The organism is Flexivirga sp. YIM B11880, assembly GCF_058148645.1.
In genome coordinates, this window is record NZ_JBMAMH010000001.1 from 1 (window position 1) to 20,497 (window position 20,497).

Here is a 20,497-nt window from a genome sequence, read left to right on the forward strand (position 1 = left end):
CACCCTCAACCGCAGGCCGCGACCTACACTCGACCTACATACCCCAGCCCAACGGCTCGCCGAGCTGCTCGAAACCCCAGCAGCCTGAACCGATGTTGCCTCGACCGTTTGACTTTGCCCCGCCTCACGCGTGCAAAAGCCGCGACCGTCGCGAGATATGCGCGTGCCGCGGTTAGGCTGCCCGCATGGGGGTCGCGGATGCACAGGGTCTGACGGTGCAATATCCCCGGGTGCGCGCGCTGGACGCGCTGACGCTGACCGTCCCCGAGGGCATCACCGGAGTGATCGGGGTCAACGGCGCCGGGAAGTCCACCCTGATCAAGGTGCTGCTCGGGCTGCTCCACCCGACCAGCGGTGTCGTGCGGGTGCTCGGCATGGATCCGGCCACCGACGGCGCCCGGGTCCGCAGCCTCGTCGGTTATATGCCGGAGCACGACGTACTCCCCGGAGATGTCTCCGCCGCCGAGTTCGTCATGCACATGGCCATGATGTCCGGTCTGCCTCGCAATGCAGCGCGCGAGCGCACTTCCGATGTGCTGCGGCACGTCGGACTCGCCGAGGAACGGCACCGGCCGATGGGCGGCTACTCGACCGGCATGAAGCAGCGCGCCAAATTGGCCCAGGCGATCGTGCACAGCCCGCAACTCGTGCTGCTCGACGAGCCGACGAACGGCCTCGATCCGCGCGCTCGGGACGACATGCTGGAGCTGATCGGCCGCATCGGGCACGACTTCGGCATTTCCGTCATGGTCACCAGCCACCTGCTCGGCGAGCTGGAGCGCACGGTCGATCACGTGATCGTCATCGACGCCGGCCGGTTGCTGCGTGCCGATCGGACGCAGGACCTGACTCACACCACTGGCAACGTGCTCGTCGAGGTGCTGGGGCCGGCCGGCAGCGACCGGCGCATCGGCCAGGCGCTGCTCGACCGGGGTGTGCGGGCCTGGCCGGTCGGCGACCGCATCGAGGTCCAGGTGGAGCGGCCGGAGACGCTCGACCTGATCCGGGATCTCGTGGCCGCGGAGGGCCTCGGTCTGGTCCGGTTGCAAGAGGTGCACCACAGCCTGGAAGAGGTCTTCGGACAGAGAGGTGGTCGGGCATGAGCGCCGACCGAGGCGAGGACACGAGCGCAGCGAGGCCCGCAGCCGAGGGCAGAGGCGCGACCACAGGCATGAGCGCCGACCGAGGCGAGGACACGAGCGCAGCGAGGCCCGCAGCCGAGGGCAGAGGCGCGACGAGGGCATGAACGGGGAGAACGCACGCCGCGGGGTCATCCACGACATCGGCTACCGGCCGTTCACCGGCAAGCGGCAGAGCACGGCGGCGGTCGCCTGGGCGCTCTACCTCACGTCCTTGCGGCACTGCTTCGGGCTGGGCCGGTCCGGCAAGTCCAAGGTGATGCCGTGGCTCGTCACCGCCTTGCTGATGGTTCCCGCGCTGGTGCTCGCCGGCCTGCTGCTGCAGCTGAACAAGATGTCACTGTCCAGCCAGGCGAACCTGTTCGCGCCGCTGGCCAACTACTTCGGCTTTCCCTACTGGACGCAGCTGCTCATCACGATCTTCGCGGCGGCTCAGGCGCCGGTGCTCTTCGCGCGGGACCTGCGCTATCGCACGGTCGTGCTCTACTTCGCACGTCCGCTCTCCCGGGTTGCCTACGTGCTCATGCGCCTGGCAGCGCTCGCGACCGCGCTCTTCGCAGTGGTCGCCGTGCCGCTGACCGTCTGGTATGGCGCGGCAATGAGTGCCGACGTCGACCACGGGGAGCACACCAAGAACTACCTGGCCGCGATCGTGGGGGTGGCCGTCCTCGCGGTCATGCTGGCCACCTTCTCCGGCATGGTCTCCGCGATCACCACGCGTTCCGGGCTGGCCGTCACCGCAGTGATCGTCGCGCTGATGCTCACGTCGGGGGTCGTCACGGCCGTGCAGGGTGCGGCATACGGCGCCGGCAACGAGACGCTCAGCTTCATCGGGGCGCTCTTCAACCCGTTCACCGTCGTGGCCGAGTTCATCAGCGGCGCGTTCCACCAGCCGACGCCATCGGACACGGTGCTGCACCCGGGCAGCGGCTGGACCGTCGTCTTCGGGGTCGCGGTGGCCTGCTGGATCCTCGGCTCGGCATACGTTCTGCTGCACCGCACCCGGAAGGCTGCCTCGTTATGAGCGAGCTCGTGCTGGCCGACGTGTCGCGGTGGTACGGCAATGTCGTCGCCGTCAATGACGTCAACATGCACATCGGCCCCGGCATCACCGGTCTGCTCGGACCCAACGGCGCCGGCAAGTCGACCCTGCTGTCGATGATGGCAGGCCTGTTGCCGCCGTCCAGCGGGACGGTGACCATCGACGGCGAGCCGACCCGCGGCAACATCCGCATCTACGGGCCGATCGGTCTCGTGCCGGTGCAGGAGTCGCTCTACGACTTCCTCACCGGAGCGCAGTTCGTCCGGCTCAACGCCGACCTGCAGCGCGTGCCACAGGCCGCGAAGGCGACGGAGTGGGCCATCGGCCTGGTTGAGATGTCGGATGCCGCCGGCCGGAAGATCTCCACCTACAGCAAGGGGATGAAACAACGCATCAAGGTCGCGTCGGCACTGGTGCACGACCCCGGCATCCTGCTGCTGGACGAGCCGTTCAACGGAATGGACCCGATCCAGCGGCGGCACATGATGGGCCTGCTCACGCGGTTCGCCGAGCAGGAACGCACGATCGTCTTCAGCTCGCACATCCTGGAGGAGGTCGAGCAGATCGCGCGCCAGGTCGAGGTCGTCGTCGCCGGACGTCATGCAGCGAGTGGGGATTTCGCCGCCATCCGGCGGTTGATGACCGACCGGCCCAACCAGTACGTCGTGCGCAGTTCCGACGACCGCGCCCTGGCGACGCTGCTGCTGGCCGACGCGTCCGTTCGCGGAGCGCGGCTGCGCGGCGGCACAGCACTCGAGGTCGAGGCGGACGACTTCGGCCGGTTCGCAGCTCTCGTGCCCAAAGTCGCGCAGCAGAACGACATCCGGATCTTCGAACTCACGCCCACCGACGAGTCCCTGGAGAGCGTCTTCTCCTACCTGGTGAACCAATGACAGTTACCCCACGAAGTTCTCCCCCGCTCCGTCACCCCACGAAGTTCTCCGCTCGCGCCTCGCTCCGATACGTCGCGGGAACCCCGACTCGCTCCTCCGATACTTCGCGAGGACCCCGACCTGCTCCTCCGACACTCTGCGGGACCCCGACATGAACAGCGCCATCTTGCGTCTCGGACTGCGCTCGCTCTTCGGTCGCGCGCGGGTCTGGCTGATGATCGCGATGCCGGTGATCATGCTCGTGCTCGCGGCTGTCATCCGTGCCGCGTCCACCGGCGGCGACGACGACTACTCCGCGGAAAGCTTCCTGCGGGTGTTCGGGGTCGGCATCGTCGTGCCGATCGTCGCACTGGTCGCGACCACCACGTTGATCAACTCCGAATTCGACGACGGATCGATCATCTACCTACTGACCAAACCGATTTCCCGCCTGACGATCATCAGCAGCAAGGCAGTGATCGTGCTCGGCGCCGGTGTCGCGTTCGCCGCGGCGCCCATGCTGCTGGCGGGACTGCTGCTCGTCGGCGGATCCTCCCAGGTCGCGATCGCGGCACTGGTCGGCGGTGTCGTCTCGACGGTGGCCTACGTGGGCATCTTCACCGCCCTCGCCACCACGATGAAGCGCAGCATCGTCGGCTGCCTGCTCTTCTGGCTGTTGTGGGAGTCGACGATCTCCTCGCTGCTGTCGCCGGTCAAGTGGCTGTCCGCGCGGGCGTGGGGCAATGCCGTCATCCAGCACATCGCCACCGCGACCGGAGACGGCAAACCTGGTGTGCCGTTGTTGTATGCCGTGCTCGGCGCCGTGGTCGCCTTCGCAGCAGGGGTCGCTCTGGCCGGCCAACGGCTCACCTCGATGACGATCTCGGAGGAGTAGCCCGCGAGGCGTCAGCCCGAGAGGTAGCGGATGACCGCGTGCACCCGCCGGTGCTCGTCCGGGGTGTCCGCGAGATCGAGCGTGGCGTAGATGTGGGACACGTGCTGGACCACCGCCTTCTCGGTGATCGTGAGCAATCGCGCGATGGACGCGTTGCTGCGGCCCTCGGCCATCGCCGCGAGCACTTGCCGCTGGCGACGGGTGAGGCTGTCGAGCCCACCGCGCTGATTGGTGGCCCGGCTGATCATCAGCGCGATGACCTCCGGGTCGAGCACCGTGCCACCGGCACACACGCGATGCAGGTCCGCGCAGAACGTTGGGACGTCGGCGATCCGCTGTTTGAGCAGATAGCCCACCCGCGTGGGCGCACCGGCCAGCAGTTCCAGCGCGTACCGGCGTTGCAGGTACTGCGACAGCACGACGACGGAGATCGCCGGCATTGTGGTGCGGATCTGCAGCGCGGCCCGGAGCCCCTCGTCGGTGTGATCCGGCGGCATACGTATGTCGGTGACGACCAGGTCCGGCTGTTGCTCACGGGTCATGCGCAGCAGCGACTCGGCGTCGGCGGCCGTCGCCACGACATCGAAGCCGCCTTGCCGCAGCACGAGGTTCAGCCCCTCCCGCAACAGCACCTCGTCCTCACCGATCACGACCCGCACGGCAGCTCCACGAGCACCCGGGTGCCCTGACCAGCAGGGCTCTCGAGACTCAACCGGCCGCCCAGGGCATCCACCCGATCGGCGAGACCGCGCAGTCCGAGTCCGGCCGTCGGCCGCGCACCGCCGACCCCGTCGTCGCTCACCTCGAGCGTCAGCGTGTGGTCCAGCTGTGCCAGACGGACGGTCAGTGCCGAGGCGCTCGAGTGCTTGACAGCGTTGCCCAGAGCCTCGGCGACGATGAAGTACGCCGTGTTCGCGACCAGCTCCGGCAACCGTCGCGGCACGTCGAACTCCAGCCGTGTCGGCATCGGGATCCGGTCGACCAGGTCCTCGGTGGCCTCGGCGAGGCCACGCTCGACCAACGGCGCGGGCATCACCGACCGAACGAGATTGCGCAGGTCCGCTGCCGCCTGGTCGATCCGCGAGCGCAACTCGACCGCAGCTGTTGCCATCGCCCGCGGAGTGCCGGGCTGAGCAGCCAGCTGCTGGGCCTGGAGGGCCAGCAACACCAGATCGGCCTGCAGTCCGTCGTGCAGGTCCTGCGCGATCTTCTGCCGCTCCTGGTTGGCGGCCTGCAGGATGCGGATCCGGGAAAGCTGCAACTGCCGCTGGTTGGCCCGCAACTCGACCTCGAGCCGTTGCCGGTCGACCGCGATGGCTACCACGCGAGCGGCCTGCGTCGCCAGGTTCGGGTCGGCGATGAGGGTGCCGTCGTAGACGAGCGCGCCGATCTGCCGGGAGCCGGACTCCACTGGGACCACTGCCCGGCCGGAGCCGGGACCTGGCAAAGCCACCGCGACGCCGCACTCGTCGACGTAGTCGTTCCGGTCGGGCACCCAGTAGAGCAACTGAACGGTGTCGTCGCCGAGGGCGCGCGCGAGTGCCGACGTCAGCGGCGGCCGCCCGGTAGTTGCCATGCCGAGCCATGCACCGAGCTCGGCCAACTCGCCGGTACGTGCAAAGCCGCCTCGGAGCGTCGCGGCGACGAACGCGACCGGTGCGACTGTCAGCAACCCCACCTGGATGTCCCCCGCCAGATCAGTGGACAGACCGGCCGCGGGCACGAGGACCGTCGGCACGAGTGGTGTGGCGATGAGCCCGATGACCCCGTAGACGTAGAGGATGCCGAGCACCCGCCGCTGCGACGGCGTCGCGGCCCACAGCCTGCCGACGAGCAACCAGATGGTCACGGCCACCACAGCCAGGCCGGCACCGCGTTGCAACCACATCGCAACGGTCGCCGGACCCGGCCGGTCCGCGACCGCCAGAATGCCGTTCGGGCTGGCGGCAGGGACCAGCAGGTAGAGCGGCATCTGGAGGACGATGCAGACGACATAGCCTGCCAGCACCGTCCACGCGGCCGCGGGCGAGCGGATCCGGCCGGACGGGAACGCCAGGACCAACTGGACCACGATGCCGAGCGGAACGGTCGCGACCACAACGCCCGCCGCGGCCAGCACCGGCAGCGTGGAGTTGGCCAGACCGGTCAGCAACCAGACCGCTGCACCGACGACCAGGATCACGCCCAGCCGGTTGCTCGGTCGGCGCCACCATGCGAGCAGGCCGGCTGCGGCATACACCAGAGCGGCGGCGGGGGCGAGGATGAACTCCCACCACGGAGCTGCCGGATGGGACGCAAGCAGCGCGACTTCCCCGGCGGTAGCCGTGAGCAACCCAACGCCCAGGCAGCCCAGCGCAACACCGAGCGAGCGGACCACTGCCGGACGCTCGGCGCCGCTGCTGCTCACATGGCTCAGTGTGGCCCCGATCCGCGCTGCGGGACGGTAAATTTCCGGCGATCTCGGGTCGGGGACGACTCAAGACGAGCACCAAGACTGGGGCCAGGTCTATTGAGTGGGACGGGCGGCGGGGACAACGTGGATCTCGGGCCGCGGATCATCCGCGAGGGGGCGCCCTGTTCCGACGTTGAAAGGACCACCTGTGTCCAACCATCACTGGAGGCCGGCTGTTGCGGGCGTGGCTGTCGCCTCGACCGCCCTGCTGGGGCTCGTCTACGCAACACCGGCCCACGCCGATGATTACTCGTGCACCCCGGACGTCGGCGGTTCGGGACTCAGCGCGGCCGTCGTGGCGCATGGCCACCAGAGGATCGCCGATCGGACGATTGACGCCAGCGCCTGCGACATCGGCATCTACATCGGCGCAGGGGTCACGCACGTGACGATCTCCGGCGTCACGGTCAAGAATGCCGGCTTCCAGGGCATCTTCGCCGAGCGAACGTCACACCTGCGGATCCTGGGGTCGAAGGTCCACGATAACGGCTTCCGCACCGTCGACCCGTCGGCGCCGCCGCTGCCCGGCAGCGGCGTGCAGTCGTATGTCGGGCAGGCATTCGCGATCAGTCTCTTCGGGGTCTCCCACGCGGTCGTGGCCGACAACGACGTCTACAACAACGGCCGCGGCGGCATCGGCCTGATGGACAACGGCGCGAACGATCCCGGCTGGCGAATGCAGAACCAGAATCCCGCGGCACCGCTCGTCGCCTCGAGGTACGACGTCATCAGGGACAACCGGACGAGCGCCAACTACAGCGGCTGCGGGATCGTGGCGGCGACCCAGAACCTGGGCGGTCACCTCACCCACCTGCAGATCAGGAACAACACCATCACGGGGACGATCGGAGCGTTCACGCCGTCCGGACCGGACATCGGCGGCATCGTGGTCGCCGCGGACCTGCCCTACTCCAGTGTGTACGCCGTGAACGTCGTGGGCAACAAGGTCTCCCAGTCGTTCGAGGGCGGCATCATCGTCAACGCCGAGGCGTTCAACTCCGCGACCTACGGCGTGCGGGTCTCCTCCAACACCGTCACCGCGAACAACTGGGGTCATTTGGAGGCACCGGAGACGGCCGGCGTGCTCGTGTTCGCGAATCCGGCGCCGATCCCGCCCGGCACCAACGCACCGCGCAACGTCGGGACCAGAGTGACCGGCAACACCATCAGCCAGCAGTACTACGGCATCTGGTCGGTCGGTGACTTCGCGCCCAAGACGGCCGGAAACACCATCTCGGTCCTTCCCGGAGGCACGCCGATCTTCCACGGCTGACGGCTGCTGCATCGGTATGGCGAGCGGCGTGCCGACTCAGCGCTCGGCGACCCGCCCCAACGGGTCGCCCCAGCCGAGATCGGTGATCCCGTGCTTGTCGAGCGCGAGCGTGACAAGCGTGCGGCGATGTGCCGCAAAGGTGAGCATGTGGGAGTCGAGCGCTCGTCCCGGCAGCCGAGGCCGCCGGGTGGTTGAAGAAGCACTCGGTTTCGGCGCGGATGCCGTGAATGTCGAAGGACTGCAACGGAATCGGCGCGGTGTCACTCCGACGGACCGAGCGAACTCGTGCGTGCCCAGGTCTCACGCGTCGGTCGGCGCCATCTTCCCTGCTTTCGCCGCACGCAACGCCGCAAGACCCTGCGGTACGGCGACACACGCCAGCACCGACATCGCGACCGTCCAGGACCCGGTGGAGTCGTGGATCGCGCCGATCAGGATCGGCCCGATCGCGGCCAGGCCGTAGCCGACCGACTGCGCCATACCGGAGACCTGACTGGCCTGAGGGGTCGAGTTGCTGCGCAGCACCATGAACAACAGCGCGAGCCCGATCCCGCAACCCGGACCGATCATCACGATGCATGCCCAGAGCACCTGCGGCCTGTGCACGGTCAGCAGGCCGACGAAGCCGAGGGTGCTGATCACGAGGGATGCCACGGTGATTGCGCGCTGGTCGCGGAACCGGCCGGCGATGATCGGCGCGAGCAACGAGCAGAGCAGGCCGGCGGTCTGGCCGACGGCGAGCACGCCGCCGGCGCCGCCGGCCGACATACCGGCTTCATCGGTGAGGAACTTCGGCAGCCACGCACCGAACGTGTAGAAGATCAGCGACTGCGCCCCCATGTAGATCGTGATCGCCCACGCGGTGCGGTCGCGCCACAAGCTGCTGCTCGGCCGGTCCGCGCTCACCGTGTGCACCCGCCGCAGCTGCGGCAGCCATTGGACCATCGCCACCAGCACCAGCAGGCCCCAGGCCCCGAGCGTCAACCGCCAGCGATCGTGCAAGGCGTCGTCGATGGGCACGGTCAGCCCGGCGGCGACGGCCGCACCCCCGGAGAGCGTCATCGAGTAGAGCCCGGTCATCAGGCCCGAGCGGTCCGCGAAGTCGCGCTTGATCAGCGCGGGGAGCACCACGTTGCACACACCGATGCCCGCACCGACCAGGACCGACCCGCCGAAGAGCGCGCCTGGCGACGGAAGCAGGCGCAACGCGATGCCGGCGAGCAGGACGATCAGTGACCCGAAGATGGTCCGCTCGATGCCGAAGCGGTGCGCCAGCCGCGGCGCGACCGGAGCGCTGATGCCGAAGAACAACACCGGCAAGGTCGTCAGCAATCCGGCGGTGCCGCTGCTGAAGCCGAACGTGTGCGAGATGGTCTCGATCAGCGGCGAGACCGACACCACCGCCGGCCGGAGATTGGCCGCGACGAGCATGATGCCGATGGCCGCGACCAGCGCCGCACGACCGGCGAGCGACCGTTCGTCCGGCGAGACCTGCTTGATGCCGCTCGACACCGAGCGAACGTAACACGCGCGGTTCCCTCGGCCACCTCGCGAGCCGTATGGCGAGACCGCCTCCCAGCACGTCGGCAGACGGCGAAAACGCCTGCTCCCCAACGGAACAGGCGTCTCGCCGGACAGGCGTCGGTCAGGCGGACTTGGGCACCCCGATGCCCGCCCCACCGACGGCGACCGGCCGCTCGGCGGCCTGCAGGTCCTCCAGGTGCTCCTTGCCGGTGCGCGGGCCGAAGAGCGCGATCGTCACCGCGACAATGAGCCAGCACGCCGCGATGTAGACGAACACCGGGCTGTAGCCGTAACTGCCGAAGATCGTCGCCACCACCAAGGGGCCCATGATGTTGGCCAGCCGCCCGACGCCGTAGACGAAGCCGTTGCCGGAGTTGCGGTATGCCGTCGGGTACAGCTCCGGGGTGTAGGCGTAGAGCAACGCAGCGAAGGTCTGGATCAGTGCGTTGACGCAGAAGCCGAAGACCACGATCGCGATCGGGTTGAACGTGAGGCCGTAGGCCAGCCCGCAGACCGCGATGGCGGCGGACACGACAGCGATCGGCACCTTGCGCCCGAACCGGTCCGACAACGGCCAGGCGAGCAGGGCGCCGGGCACCGCGCCCAAGGTGGTGAGGGCCGAGAACGTCAGGCTGTGCACCAGGTCGAAACCGTGCGCCTGCAGCAGGGTCGGCACCCAGGCGACGAAGCCGTAGAAACCCAGCGTCTGGAAGATCCAGACGACCGACAACATCAGCGTGCGCCGGCCGACCGCGCCGTGGAACAGACTCAGGTAGCTGCAGTGTTCCGGCTCGTGACGCGCCGCGGACCAACCGCCGGCGGGTTCCGGCAACGGCCGCCCGGTCTCGCTCTCGATGGCGGCGACGACCTGCTGAGCGCGCTCGTGCATCCCGTGGTGCAGCAGCCACCGCGGGCTCTCCGGGAGTCTGGCGATGAGCGGCAGCGCCAACGCGCCCAGGGCGCCGAACACGAAGATCAGCCGCCAGCTGTTGCTGCTGAGCGGGATGATCCCCCGTGCCGCGAACGACATGGCCGGTATGCCGACCAGGCCGATGGCCATCACGCCGGACTGCATCCGTCCCCGGCTCGCGGCCGGCATCACCTCACACACGTAGGTCGTGGCCGCGACCGTCATCGCCGAGAGCCCGGCTCCGGTCAGGACCCTCGCGATGCCGAGGCTGACCGTGCCCGACATGAAGGCGTTCAGCAGGGAGCTCGCGGAGAAGAACGCGACGGAGATCAGTAGCGCGCGTCGTCGTCCCACCGCATCGGCGAACCGTCCGCCGAAGGTGGCGCCGACGAACATGCCGACGAATGACGCCGATGTCACGACGGCGATCGCGTGGACGCTGAGCCCGAGGTGGTCCTTCAGCGCCGGTGCGGCGTAGGCGAAGGTGTTGAGGTCGCCGAACTCGAAGAGGAAGGCCACCGCGAGCGCCAGCAGCACCCGTCGATGGAACCGTCCGATCGGCAACCGGTCCAGTCGTTCGGACAAAATGGTGTCGCGCATGGTCATACTCCTTCAGGCGAAAAGCGCCGGTTGTCAAGCAGATCGGACGTCGCGGCATACCCTGCGCGCCGGCCTAAGACCGATCCCGCGGTGAGGCCCGATCCGCCCGGGTAGTTGAACCAGAACAGGCCGCCAAGGGCCTCGCCGGCGGCGTACAGGCCCGGGATGGTCCGGCCCGCGGTGTCGAGGACCCGCCCATGGGTGTCGGTCCGAAGTCCGCCGAACGTGAACGTGATGCCGCAAGTGACGGGGTAGGCCACGAACGGCGCGGTGTCGATCCGCTGCGCCCAGTTGGACTTGGGCGGGGTGACGGTCGGAGCGGCCTTGCCGTCCTTGACCGTGGGATCGAACGGGGCGTCGTTGATGTCCGCGTTGAACGCGGCGACCGTGCGACCCAACGCGGCCGGGTCGATCCCGAGTTGCTGCGCCAGGTCGGCAAGCGTGTCGGCCTCGACGCGTGTCGCACCGGGCGCCTGATACTCCTCCGGCCGGAGTAGATCGGCGACCTTGGCGTCGAAGATCTGCACGGCATACCCATCGGGCTGCTGCAGGACTGCGGCGCCATACTTCGCGTAGGTGTAGTTGCGGTAGTCGGCGCCCTCGTCGACGAACCGCTCGCCGTTGCCGTTGACCACGATCCCGAAGGGGTAGCCGCCCCGGGTCAGCTGGTTGGTCAGCTCCCGGTCCCCGGTCGGCCGCGCACCCGCGTCCCAGGCGACCGAGTGGCACCCACTCCACTGACCGTAGGGCGCTGCGCCGTGGGCGAGGGCCATCCGCAGCCCGTCTCCGGTGTTGTACGGCGTGCCGCGCACGAGAGCGAGATCCCAACCGGGGCCGAGGTTTTCGGCGCGCATCTGCGGATTCGCCTCGAACCCGCCACTGGCGAGGATCACTGCGCGGGCGTGCAGCTCGTGGACACCGTCGTCGGAGCTGACGACGACACCGGTGATCTCGCCGCCCTTGTCGACCAGGTCGGTGACGTGGGCGCCGAACCGGACGTCGATGCCTGCCCGCTGCGCAGCGGCGAAATGCTGGGCGAACATACCCTTGCCGCCGTCGACGACCCCGACCGAGAGACCGCCCCAGAAGCGCCACTGCCCGTCGACGGCATACGCCTGCCGGTGGAACATCAACTCGAAGCGCAGCCCCTTCCCGTGCAGCCAGTCGATCACCCCGCGCGACTCGCCGACCAGGACCTCGGCGAGCTCGGGATCCGTGCGCCCCTTGGTGATCCGGTGCAGGTCGGCCGCGAAGTCGTCCCGGGTGTAGGCGTCGAGGCTGACGTGGCCCTCTTTGTCCGCGGGAACGGGTTCGAGCACCGCCGCCAGGTCGTCGAGGCCGCCGTGGGCGATCCGCATGGCACCCGCGGTGAAGTAGGTGTTGCCACCGGCCCATGCGCGAGGCGCCTTCTCCAGCAAAAGGACTCGGGATCCCGCCTCTCGGGCGGCGTGTGCGGCGCAGAATCCTGCGTTTCCGCTGCCGACGACGATGACGTCGTAGATGTCGGACACGAACGTTTCTCCTTGCTGAGTCGTCACGCGCTGTAGGCGTGCTGGTCGGTGGTGGTCGGCGGCAGGCGCAGTTGAGCGCGGGACGCCGGCAGGTAGAGCTCCGCGGTGGCGATGCACCGGGCGGCGCGGCTGAGCGTGACCCGGTGGGGGCCGCTGGTGCCGGACCGGTCGATGCGGGCGACGACGATGCCTGCAGCGGTGCCGATCCGCACCGATCCGGCGCCCTCGACCTTCCGGCCGAGCAGCGCCGGCAGTGTGCCGGCAACGGCCGCCGCGCTCGCCACGGCAACCGCGGAGGTGAGACCGATCGCCGGGTGCGGTGCGTGCATCGAGAGCATGCGGACGCTCAGGTCGTAGTCGTCGGCGTGGAGCTGCTGTCCGGCGGTCGTGCGGTATGCCGCGGCCGGCCCGACGATGCCCACCTTCGGGATCGCGTGGTGGACCGGCTCGCGCTCCTGAGCCAGACCCATCGCCAGCGCTGCGCTGCGACGCAGCGCGACCAGTGCGTCAACCGCGGGACTGAGCTCCCGTGGCGACTCGATCCCGGCGAGGCCGAGGTCGTCGGCGGCGACGAACGCACAGGGCGCACCGGCGTCGGCCAGCGTCGCCCGCACGGCGCCTTCGGCGGACGGGAGTATGTCGCAGGCATGCCCGGTCGGCAGCAGACTGCCGGTCGTGCCGCCCACCGGGTCGAGGAAGGTCAGCTCCACGGGGACACCCGGCTGGGCGACACCCGGCACGCGGGCGGTGCCGGCGAGTGGAACAGTGCCGCCGGGCGTCGCGATCCGGGTCTCCGCCACGGTGCCGGTGTTGGTGTTGTGGATGCGGACCGTCGTGACCGGATCGATCGCATCGACCAGCCCGGTCTGCACGGCATACAAGCCGACGCCCGTGGCGCAGTTGCCGCAGTTGCTGCCCCACTCGACGCTCGGCACGCCGATGCCCACCTGAGCGAAGGTGTAGTCGATGTCGCAGTCCCCGCGCACCGACGGTCCGACGATGGCGGCCTTCGACGTGGTGGATGTCGCGCCGCCGACGCCGTCGAGCTGTCGGGGATCCTCGGCACCGAATGCCATGAGCAGCGCCCCATCCCGATCGATGCCCAGCCGGTCGATGTCGGCGGCGTCGAAGATCCAGCACTTGCTGGTGCCGCCGCGGACCAGCGTTCCGTGAAGTTTCACTTCGTTCCCTTCGTGGTTCCTTTCACTCCACGATGAGACCTACGACACTTGAGCACAATCCCGAAAATCAGTCATCCCATTAAGCTGAGCTAATATCAACGCATGGCCGATCTCGATGTGCGCCGCCTCGCCCTGCTCGCCGACGTTGCCCGCCAGGGTTCGATCTCCGCGGCGGCCAAGGCCGGTGGCTACACCCCGTCCGCCGTTTCCCAGCAGATCGGCAAGCTGGAACGCGAGGCGGGGCAACCACTCCTGGAGCGGCACGCTCGCGGCATCTCACTGACCGACGGAGGCCGAGCCCTTGTTGCGCGAGCTGGCAGCATTGCCAGGGAGATTCGCGCGGCCCGGGCCGAGTTGGACGAGATCGCCGGGCTGCGCTCAGGGTCGGTGCGGCTGGCATCCTTCCCGACCGCCAGCGCCTCGCTGCTTCCGCTGGCGATCAAGGATTTCGGGCAGCAGCATCCCGGTGTGTCGGTCTCCGTCCGCAGTGCCCTACGGGCGGAGCTGCTGGAGATGCTGCACGTGCGCGACGTGGAGCTCGCCCTCCTGTGGGACTACGACTGGGACCGGGTGCAGGACGACACTCTCGAGCTCCTCCCGCTGCTGGACGACCCGACGGCGCTGCTGGTGTCCGCCGATCATCGGCTCGCGCAGCGATCGACCGTCCCCCTCGGGGAGTTGGCCCGGGAGCGCTGGGTGACGAGGGCCGACAATCATCCGCTCGGCGACGTGCTGCGCCGGGTCACCGGCCGTGCGGGGCTGGAGCCGCGAATCGCGTTCGCGGCGCACGATTACCACGAGGTCCAGGCGATGGTGGCGGTCGGTCTCGGCGTCGCGCTCGCGCCGCGGACCGCGCTGACCAACTTGCGCGACGACCTGCGGGTGATCGACGTGTCCCCCGATGCCCCTGTTCGCCGGATCATGCTGGCCCGCTTGGCCGACCGCCGGCTCACCCCTGCTGAGGAAGGCATGCGCCGCGAGCTCGTCGCGGCGGCGGCGCAGTTACGTGCCACCTTCCGGCAGCCGCGCCGTCGCCGCACCCGGTCGACACGCAGCGGCTCCGAATGACGAAAAGCGCCTGCCCACAAGGGGACAGGCGCCTCGCCATACGACACAGATCAGGCGGTGGTCTTCTCCGTGCCGTGCTTGGCCAGCCGCAGCCAGGTCTCCACGACGGTGTCCGGGTTGAGCGAGATCGACTCGATGCCCTGGTCCAGCAACCACTCGGCCAGGTCCGGGTGGTCCGACGGGCCCTGCCCGCAGATCCCGACATACTTGCCGCGGTCCTTGCACGCCTTGATCGCCATGCCGAGCATCGCCTTGACGGCAGGGTTGCGCTCGTCGAAGCCGGCGGCCACCAGTCCGGAGTCGCGGTCCAGTCCGAGGGTCAGCTGCGTCATGTCATTGGAACCGATGGAGAAGCCGTCGAAATGGTCCAGGAACTGGTCGGCGATGACCGCGTTGCTCGGGATCTCGCACATCATGACGACCTGCAGGTCGTTCTCCCCCCGCTTCAGCCCGTATTTCGCGAGCAGGTCGATGACGCCCTTGCCCTCCTCCAGTGTGCGGACGAAGGGGATCATCACCTTGAGGTTGGTCAGCCCCATCTCCTCGCGCACATAGCGCAGCGCCTCGCACTCCATCGCGAAGCACTCTTCGAAATCCTTTGACAGGTAACGAGATGCGCCGCGGTAACCGATCATCGGATTTTCCTCGTGCGGTTCGTAGCGCTCGCCGCCGAGCATGCCGGCGTATTCGTTGGACTTGAAGTCCGACATACGCACGATGACCGGCTCGGGCGCGAAGGCCGCGGCCAGGGTGGAGACGCCCTCGGCGACCCGCTTGACGAAGAACTCCCGCGGGCTGTCGTATGCCGCGATGAGCGCGCGAATGTGCTCCTGCAGCTCCGGCTCCTGGTCGTCCAGCTCCAGCAGCGCGCGCGGGTGGATGCCGATCTGCCGGTTGATGATGAACTCCAGCCGGGCCAGTCCGATCCCCTTGTTCGGCAGCCGGCTGAACTCGAACGCCTGGTCCGGCGTGCCGACGTTCATCATGATCTTCACCGGCAGCTCCGGCATCTCGTCGAGGGAGGTCTCGTTGACCTCGAACTCGCGAGCGCCGTCATACACGAACCCGGTGTCGCCCTCGGCGCACGAGACAGTCACCTCCTGTCCGTCCGCCAGATCCCTTGTGGCAGAGCCGGTTCCGACCACAGCGGGGATGCCGAGCTCGCGCGCGATGATGGCCGCGTGACAGGTGCGGCCGCCACGGTTGGTGACGATCGCCGACGCACGCTTCATGATCGGCTCCCAGTCGGGGTCGGTCATGTCCGCCACCAGCACCTCGCCGGGCTGGAACTCGTGCATCGAGTCGATGGAGCCGAGGGTGCGCACCGCGCCGGCACCGATCTTCTGCCCGATCGCCCGGCCCTCGACCACCACCGGGCCACGCTCCTTGAGCACGAACCGTTGCAGCGTCGAGGCATTCGAGCGCGACTGTACCGTCTCCGGCCGAGCCTGCAGGATGTAGAGCTTGCCGTCGACGCCGTCCTTGCCCCACTCGATGTCCATCGGGCGGCCGTAGTGCTCCTCGATGGCCAACGCGTGGGTCGCCAGCTCGGTGACCTCGTCGTCGGTGAGCGACAGCCGGGCCTGGTCCTCCGGCTCGACCGGCACGAAGTGGATGGTCTCCCCCACCGTGGCGTCGCCGGTGTAGACCATCTTGGTGGCCTTCGAGCCGACGCCGCGCTTCAGGATCGCCGGCCGGCCGGCCTTCAACGCGGGCTTGTAGACGTAGAACTCGTCGGGGTTGACGGCGCCCTGCACGACCGCCTCGCCGAGGCCGTAGCTGGAGGTGACGAACACCGCGTCCCGGAAGCCGGACTCGGTGTCCATCGTGAACATCACGCCGGAGGAGCCGATGTCCGAACGCACCATGCGCTGGATGCCGGCGGACAGCGCGACGAGCGAGTGGTCGTAGCCGGCGTGGACGCGGTAGGCGATGGCCCGATCGTTGTAGAGCGAGGCGAAGACCAGCTTGATCGCGTGCAGGATGTTGTCGATGCCGCTGATGTTGAGGAACGTCTCCTGCTGACCGGCGAACGACGCGTCCGGCAGGTCCTCGGCGGTCGCGCTCGACCGGACCGCGAACGTCGCGTCCTCGCCCTGCTCCGCGGTGAGCTTCTCGTATGCCGAGCGGATGTCGGTGTCGAGGTCGGCCGGGAACTCCTGCTTCTCGATGTCGCCGCGGATCTTGGCGCCGACCCGCGCGAGCTCCTGCACGTCATCCACGTCGAGGCCGTCGAGCAGTTCGTCGATCTCGGCCTTCAGCCCGGTCTCGGTCAGGAAGCGCCGGTAGGCGTCCGCGGTGGTCGCGAACCCGGTCGGCACGCGCACTCCGGCCTTCGACAGGTGCTGCACCATCTCACCGAGCGAGGCGTTCTTGCCACCCACGGTCTCGACGTCGTTCATGCCGAGATCGGCGAACCACTCGATGTTCGTCATGTCGGGATTCCTTTCGTATGACGTGACTCTCACGTCATCGGACTCCGGCGCTCGTGGTGCGTCCGGGGCTCAGTTTGCGGGTCTGCATGATCGTCGCCGCCATCTCCTCCACCGACATGGCGGCGGAGTTGATGTACGGAATCCGGTGGGCGCGGAACATCGCCTCCGCGCGCCGCAGTTCGTAGGTGCACTGCGCCAGGGTCGCGTATGACGAGCCGGGTCGCCGCTCGGAGCGGACCTGGCTGAGCCGCTGCGCGGTCGACAGCAGACCGAAGCACTTGTCGACATACGGCGCGATCGGCCGGGGCAGGCCGCCGGTCGCGAAATCCTCCTCGACGAGCGGGTAGTTGGCGACCCGCAGCCCGAACTGAAGGGCGAGATACATGGTCGTCGGAGTCTTGCCGCAGCGGGACGGCGCAGTGAGGATCAGCTCGGCACGCTCCAGTTGCCGCAGACTCTGTCCGTCGTCGTGCTCGATGGCGAACTCCACGGCTTTCATGCGCGCGTCATACTCGCCGACGTCGCGCATGCCGTGCGCGCTGCTGGCGTTGTGTGCGGCATTGACGTGGAGTACCCGCTCGACCATGTCCAGATGCGATCCGAAGAGGTCGATGAAGGCACATTTCGTGCCGGACAGGATCTCGCGGATCTCCTCCACCGCAACGGTGGAGAAAACCAGTGGGGTGACGTCGTCGGTCTTGGCCGCGTCCATCTGCTCGACGGCGTCGCGGGCCTGCTCCGGCGTCTTGATGAACGGCAGCTTCTCCCGCACGAACCGCACGCTGGGGAACTGCTGCAGCATCATGTTGCCGAGGGTCTCCGCAGAAATCCCCGTGCCACCGGCCACGAAGAAGACCGGGGTCGCTGGCGTTTCAGCCGGGAAATCCACAGGGCGAACTCTGCCATATGTGTCACAGGTCTCGTGAGGTGGTCTCAGGTGTCTTGCGCGGTGGTGGCGGGTGGGGCGGGCGGCATACCGCACACAACTCGCGACCGTCGCGAGTTACGAGCACCCGCGCGCGGTCTAGCCGCCCACAACTCGCGACCGTCGCGAGTTCGGTACATCCGCAGGTCAACCGAAGTGCCGGCGCCACCCGTCGCCGATCGGCACCGGCTGACCGGTCCGCAGCTGGACGCCGTCGGCGATACGCCGCAACACGCGGAGCGGTTCCTGGAACATCGCCGCCGAGGTGATGATGAGAAAACGCCAGCCGAGCCCCTCGACCTCTTCGCGGCGCAAGATGTCCCTGTCCCATTGCGCTTCCCGATCGATGTGGTAGCGCCCGTCGAACTCGATTGCCAGTTTGAGGTCGGGGTACGACAGGTCGAGCCGCCGATGTCGTGGTCCGAGCTGGACGATGTGACCGATCGTCGGCTCGACCATCCCAGCGCTGGTGATCAGCAGGCGGAGCCTGCTCTCGTTGGGTGAGTCGACCTTGGACTGGACGTGGGCAGCGACTTCACGCGCCCGGCGTGCCCCAGTGCTGTGCCGATCCGCGACGAACTCACGCAACTGGCTGGGTGTGACGTCGGTACGGCGGACGAGCGAATCACCAAGCACCAGGAGATCGATGAACTCGAGGAAGGCAGCGAGGTCGAGGAAGGTCTGAGCTGGTGACGTCAGCCAGAGACCTCTGTGCCAGACCAACTCCGGTTCGTGAGTGTAGAAGTGCAGACGAACGCCGTCGCACGTCGAGTGACGCCTCTTTCGCGTGCCCAGGTGTATGTCGGACGCCGTCGGAGTAACGGCTCGCCACAGCGCCGCGGCGGTGTGGTGGCACGCGAATCGCGCCGGCGGAATGACCTCCAGCAGAAAACGCGCCTGCGCCGTGAGGCTCGGCGGCGGCTGCGCAGACATGTACACCCCTCGGATGAGCCGGCGGTATTCCGGACTCCTGAGTCGCCGGGGGTCGACGCCCGCGCGAACGGCCGCGGCCGAAGTGAAGATGCTGTCGAGTTCCGGTGCTATTCACGCAGATTGGCAGGTTTCCGAGCGCCGCTGAGAAGTTATCCACAGTGCGCGGGGCGTGGCTCGCTGCCGGGTGTGCACACAACTCGCGACCGTCGCGACTTACGAACACTCACGCTGCGATCGCCCCGCACAACTCGCGACCGTCGGGACTTACGTACGGCGGCGCACGACATACCCGCACACAGCTCGCGACCGTCGCGACTTACGAACACTCACGCCGCCGATCCCCGCACACAACTCGCGACCGTCGCGACTTACGGACGCCGACGCGCGTTACACCGCCGCGCTCAGGCGCTGAGCTTCTCCGAAGCCGCGAGCAGGATGCAGGTGCCGACGGCCTCCATCGCGGCGGTGACCTCCTCCAGCACCGGGAACGAAGGCGCGAGACGGAGGTTGGTGTCGTCCGGGTCGTTGCCGTGCGGGTATGCCGCGCCGGCCGGCGTGAGGGCGACGCCCGCGGCCTTGGCGAGCTCCACGACGCGCGCCGCTGTGCCGGGGAGGACGTCGACGCTGACGAAGTAGCCACCGATGGGGTCGGTCCACTTCGCGACGCCGAGGCCGCCGAGGCGTTCGGCGAGGATGCGCTGCACCTCGGCGAACTTCGGTGCCAGGATGTCGCGGTGCTTGGCCATGTGCGCCAGCACGCCCTCCGCGTTGCCGAAGAACTCGATGTGGCGCAACTGGTTGACCTTGTCGGGACCGATCGAGCCGACGCCGAGGTACTTGATGTACCAGTCGATCTGCTCCTTGGACGCCGCGAGGAACGCCACGCCGGCACCGGCGAAGGTGATCTTGGAGGTCGAGGCGAACATGATCGGGCGGTGCGGGTTGCCCGAGGCGGCGGCCAGCGACAGCACGTCGGCGCTCTTGGTCTCGTGCGGTGTCAGGTGGTGCACGGCATACGCGTTGTCCCACAGGATCTTGAAGTCGGGCGCCGCGGTGGGCATCGACGCGAGCTTGGCGGCGACCTCCTGGCTGCACACGGCGCCGGTCGGGTTGGCGTAGGTGGGCACCATCCACATGCCCTTGATCATCGGGTCGTCCGCGACCAGCTCGGCGATCGCGTCGACGTCCGGACCGTCATCGAGCATCGGGACGGTCACCAGCTCGAAGCCGAGCGTCTCGGTGAGCAGGAAGTGCCGGTCGTAGCCGGGCACCGGGCAGATGAACCGGCGCTTCTCCTCCTGGACCCACGGACGCGGCGAGTCGACCGCGCCGAAGAGGAGCAGGTCGGTGAGCACATCCTTCATCAGCGTCAGGCTGGAGTTGCCGGCGGCGATGATCTGGTCGGTCTCGACCCGCAGCAGGTCGGCGAAGATCGAGCGCAACTCGCTCAGCCCATAGAGGCCGCCGTAATTGCGGGTGTCGGTCCCGGCCGCGTCGGTGAAGGTGGACGGCAGGTCGAGCAGCCGATTGGACAGGTCGAGCTGTTCGGACGAGGGCTTGCCGCGCGTGAGATCGAGCTTCAGGCCGCTGGACTTCAGCGTGTCGTATGCCGTCTGCTGCTCCTGCCGGAAGGCGGCAAGTTCGTCGGCGGACAGCTCGTGCAGCGGGCGTGTGTTGGACACGGCAGGTTTCTCCTGAAGACTTCCGAAGGCGGTCGCCCCAGTGTCTCAAAACCGC

At 68.3% G+C, this 20,497-nt stretch carries 16 protein-coding genes; 6 read left to right on the forward strand and 10 right to left on the reverse strand.

Annotated elements, in window-relative coordinates:
- Positions 1 to 185 precede the first annotated feature (185 nt).
- The 4 genes from ACN8HC_RS00005 to ACN8HC_RS00020 all read left to right on the forward strand — a co-directional run bounded on the left by ACN8HC_RS00005 (position 186) and on the right by ACN8HC_RS00020 (position 3,948).
- Positions 186 to 1,103 (forward strand): ABC transporter ATP-binding protein, encoded by a 918-nt coding sequence (locus ACN8HC_RS00005; protein ID WP_490072814.1) that lies wholly within the window; start codon positions 186 to 188, stop codon positions 1,101 to 1,103.
- Between the two features lie 139 nt (positions 1,104 to 1,242).
- Positions 1,243 to 2,163: a hypothetical protein gene (locus tag ACN8HC_RS00010; RefSeq protein WP_490072815.1), complete on the forward strand. Its 921-nt coding sequence runs from the start codon at positions 1,243 to 1,245 to the stop codon at positions 2,161 to 2,163.
- The gene (locus tag ACN8HC_RS00015) at positions 2,160 to 3,074 is read left to right on the forward strand and encodes an ABC transporter ATP-binding protein (protein ID WP_490072816.1); all 915 of its coding nucleotides are present in this window, start codon (positions 2,160 to 2,162) and stop codon (positions 3,072 to 3,074) included. The genes ACN8HC_RS00010 and ACN8HC_RS00015 overlap by 4 nt, the downstream gene beginning before the upstream one ends.
- A 151-nt stretch (positions 3,075 to 3,225) precedes the next feature.
- Positions 3,226 to 3,948 carry an ABC transporter permease gene (locus ACN8HC_RS00020; protein WP_490072817.1) on the forward strand — a complete coding sequence of 241 codons (723 nt, stop codon included), beginning with the start codon at positions 3,226 to 3,228 and terminating at the stop codon, positions 3,946 to 3,948.
- 11 nt (positions 3,949 to 3,959) lie between these two features.
- Here ACN8HC_RS00020 and ACN8HC_RS00025 read toward each other — a convergent pair whose 3' ends face one another.
- On the reverse strand, positions 3,960 to 4,607 hold the full coding sequence (locus tag ACN8HC_RS00025) for a response regulator transcription factor (protein ID WP_490072818.1): 648 nt from the start codon (positions 4,605 to 4,607) through the stop codon (positions 3,960 to 3,962).
- Complete coding sequence (locus ACN8HC_RS00030; RefSeq protein WP_490072819.1) at positions 4,595 to 6,355, reverse strand: sensor histidine kinase; 1,761 nt, start codon at positions 6,353 to 6,355, stop codon at positions 4,595 to 4,597. The genes ACN8HC_RS00025 and ACN8HC_RS00030 overlap by 13 nt, the downstream gene beginning before the upstream one ends.
- A 193-nt stretch (positions 6,356 to 6,548) precedes the next feature.
- Here ACN8HC_RS00030 and ACN8HC_RS00035 point away from each other — a divergent pair, with 193 nt between their 5' ends.
- The gene (locus ACN8HC_RS00035; RefSeq protein WP_490072820.1) at positions 6,549 to 7,673 is read left to right on the forward strand and encodes a right-handed parallel beta-helix repeat-containing protein; all 1,125 of its coding nucleotides are present in this window, start codon (positions 6,549 to 6,551) and stop codon (positions 7,671 to 7,673) included.
- Between the two features lie 300 nt (positions 7,674 to 7,973).
- On the opposite strand, the gene ACN8HC_RS00040 is transcribed toward ACN8HC_RS00035, so the two are convergent.
- From ACN8HC_RS00040 to ACN8HC_RS00055, 4 genes are all read right to left on the reverse strand, one after another.
- Entirely contained in the window at positions 7,974 to 9,185 is a 1,212-nt protein-coding gene (locus tag ACN8HC_RS00040; RefSeq protein WP_490072821.1) for a CynX/NimT family MFS transporter, read from the reverse strand.
- A 133-nt stretch (positions 9,186 to 9,318) separates the two neighbouring features.
- Entirely contained in the window at positions 9,319 to 10,707 is a 1,389-nt protein-coding gene (locus ACN8HC_RS00045) for an MFS transporter (protein WP_490072822.1), read from the reverse strand.
- Between the two features lie 2 nt (positions 10,708 to 10,709).
- The gene (tcuA, locus tag ACN8HC_RS00050) at positions 10,710 to 12,218 is read right to left on the reverse strand and encodes an FAD-dependent tricarballylate dehydrogenase TcuA (RefSeq protein WP_490072823.1); all 1,509 of its coding nucleotides are present in this window, start codon (positions 12,216 to 12,218) and stop codon (positions 10,710 to 10,712) included.
- A gap of 23 nt (positions 12,219 to 12,241) precedes the next feature.
- The gene (locus ACN8HC_RS00055) at positions 12,242 to 13,399 is read right to left on the reverse strand and encodes a PrpF domain-containing protein (RefSeq protein ID WP_490072824.1); all 1,158 of its coding nucleotides are present in this window, start codon (positions 13,397 to 13,399) and stop codon (positions 12,242 to 12,244) included.
- A 102-nt stretch (positions 13,400 to 13,501) separates the two neighbouring features.
- Between ACN8HC_RS00055 and ACN8HC_RS00060 the strand changes: the two genes are divergently transcribed.
- Positions 13,502 to 14,467 (forward strand): LysR family transcriptional regulator, encoded by a 966-nt coding sequence (locus ACN8HC_RS00060; RefSeq protein ID WP_490072825.1) that lies wholly within the window; start codon positions 13,502 to 13,504, stop codon positions 14,465 to 14,467.
- A gap of 50 nt (positions 14,468 to 14,517) precedes the next feature.
- On the opposite strand, the gene ppsA is transcribed toward ACN8HC_RS00060, so the two are convergent.
- The 4 genes from ppsA to ACN8HC_RS00080 form a co-directional block, all read right to left on the reverse strand.
- Positions 14,518 to 16,902 (reverse strand): phosphoenolpyruvate synthase, encoded by a 2,385-nt coding sequence (gene ppsA, locus ACN8HC_RS00065; RefSeq protein WP_490072826.1) that lies wholly within the window; start codon positions 16,900 to 16,902, stop codon positions 14,518 to 14,520.
- A gap of 34 nt (positions 16,903 to 16,936) precedes the next feature.
- Positions 16,937 to 17,791 (reverse strand): pyruvate, water dikinase regulatory protein, encoded by an 855-nt coding sequence (locus ACN8HC_RS00070; protein ID WP_490072827.1) that lies wholly within the window; start codon positions 17,789 to 17,791, stop codon positions 16,937 to 16,939.
- A gap of 183 nt (positions 17,792 to 17,974) precedes the next feature.
- The gene (locus ACN8HC_RS00075; protein WP_490072828.1) at positions 17,975 to 18,760 is read right to left on the reverse strand and encodes a hypothetical protein; all 786 of its coding nucleotides are present in this window, start codon (positions 18,758 to 18,760) and stop codon (positions 17,975 to 17,977) included.
- A gap of 401 nt (positions 18,761 to 19,161) precedes the next feature.
- Positions 19,162 to 20,442 (reverse strand): aspartate aminotransferase type Ic, encoded by a 1,281-nt coding sequence (locus tag ACN8HC_RS00080; RefSeq protein ID WP_490072829.1) that lies wholly within the window; start codon positions 20,440 to 20,442, stop codon positions 19,162 to 19,164.
- Positions 20,443 to 20,497: the final 55 nt, after the last annotated feature.

What these genes read in the sequence shown, in the direction of transcription:
- ACN8HC_RS00005 (WP_490072814.1), top strand. Translation starts at nt 186, where the DNA reads ATGGGGGTCGCGGATGCACAGGGTCTGACGGTGCAATATCCCCGGGTG.
- ACN8HC_RS00045 (WP_490072822.1), bottom strand. Translation starts at nt 10,707, where the DNA reads ATGCGCGACACCATTTTGTCCGAACGACTGGACCGGTTGCCGATCGGA.
- ppsA (WP_490072826.1), bottom strand. Translation starts at nt 16,902, where the DNA reads ATGACGAACATCGAGTGGTTCGCCGATCTCGGCATGAACGACGTCGAG.
- ACN8HC_RS00020 (WP_490072817.1), top strand. Translation starts at nt 3,226, where the DNA reads ATGAACAGCGCCATCTTGCGTCTCGGACTGCGCTCGCTCTTCGGTCGC.
- ACN8HC_RS00010 (WP_490072815.1), top strand. Translation starts at nt 1,243, where the DNA reads ATGAACGGGGAGAACGCACGCCGCGGGGTCATCCACGACATCGGCTAC.
- ACN8HC_RS00060 (WP_490072825.1), top strand. Translation starts at nt 13,502, where the DNA reads ATGGCCGATCTCGATGTGCGCCGCCTCGCCCTGCTCGCCGACGTTGCC.
- ACN8HC_RS00015 (WP_490072816.1), top strand. Translation starts at nt 2,160, where the DNA reads ATGAGCGAGCTCGTGCTGGCCGACGTGTCGCGGTGGTACGGCAATGTC.
- ACN8HC_RS00075 (WP_490072828.1), bottom strand. Translation starts at nt 18,760, where the DNA reads ATGTCTGCGCAGCCGCCGCCGAGCCTCACGGCGCAGGCGCGTTTTCTG.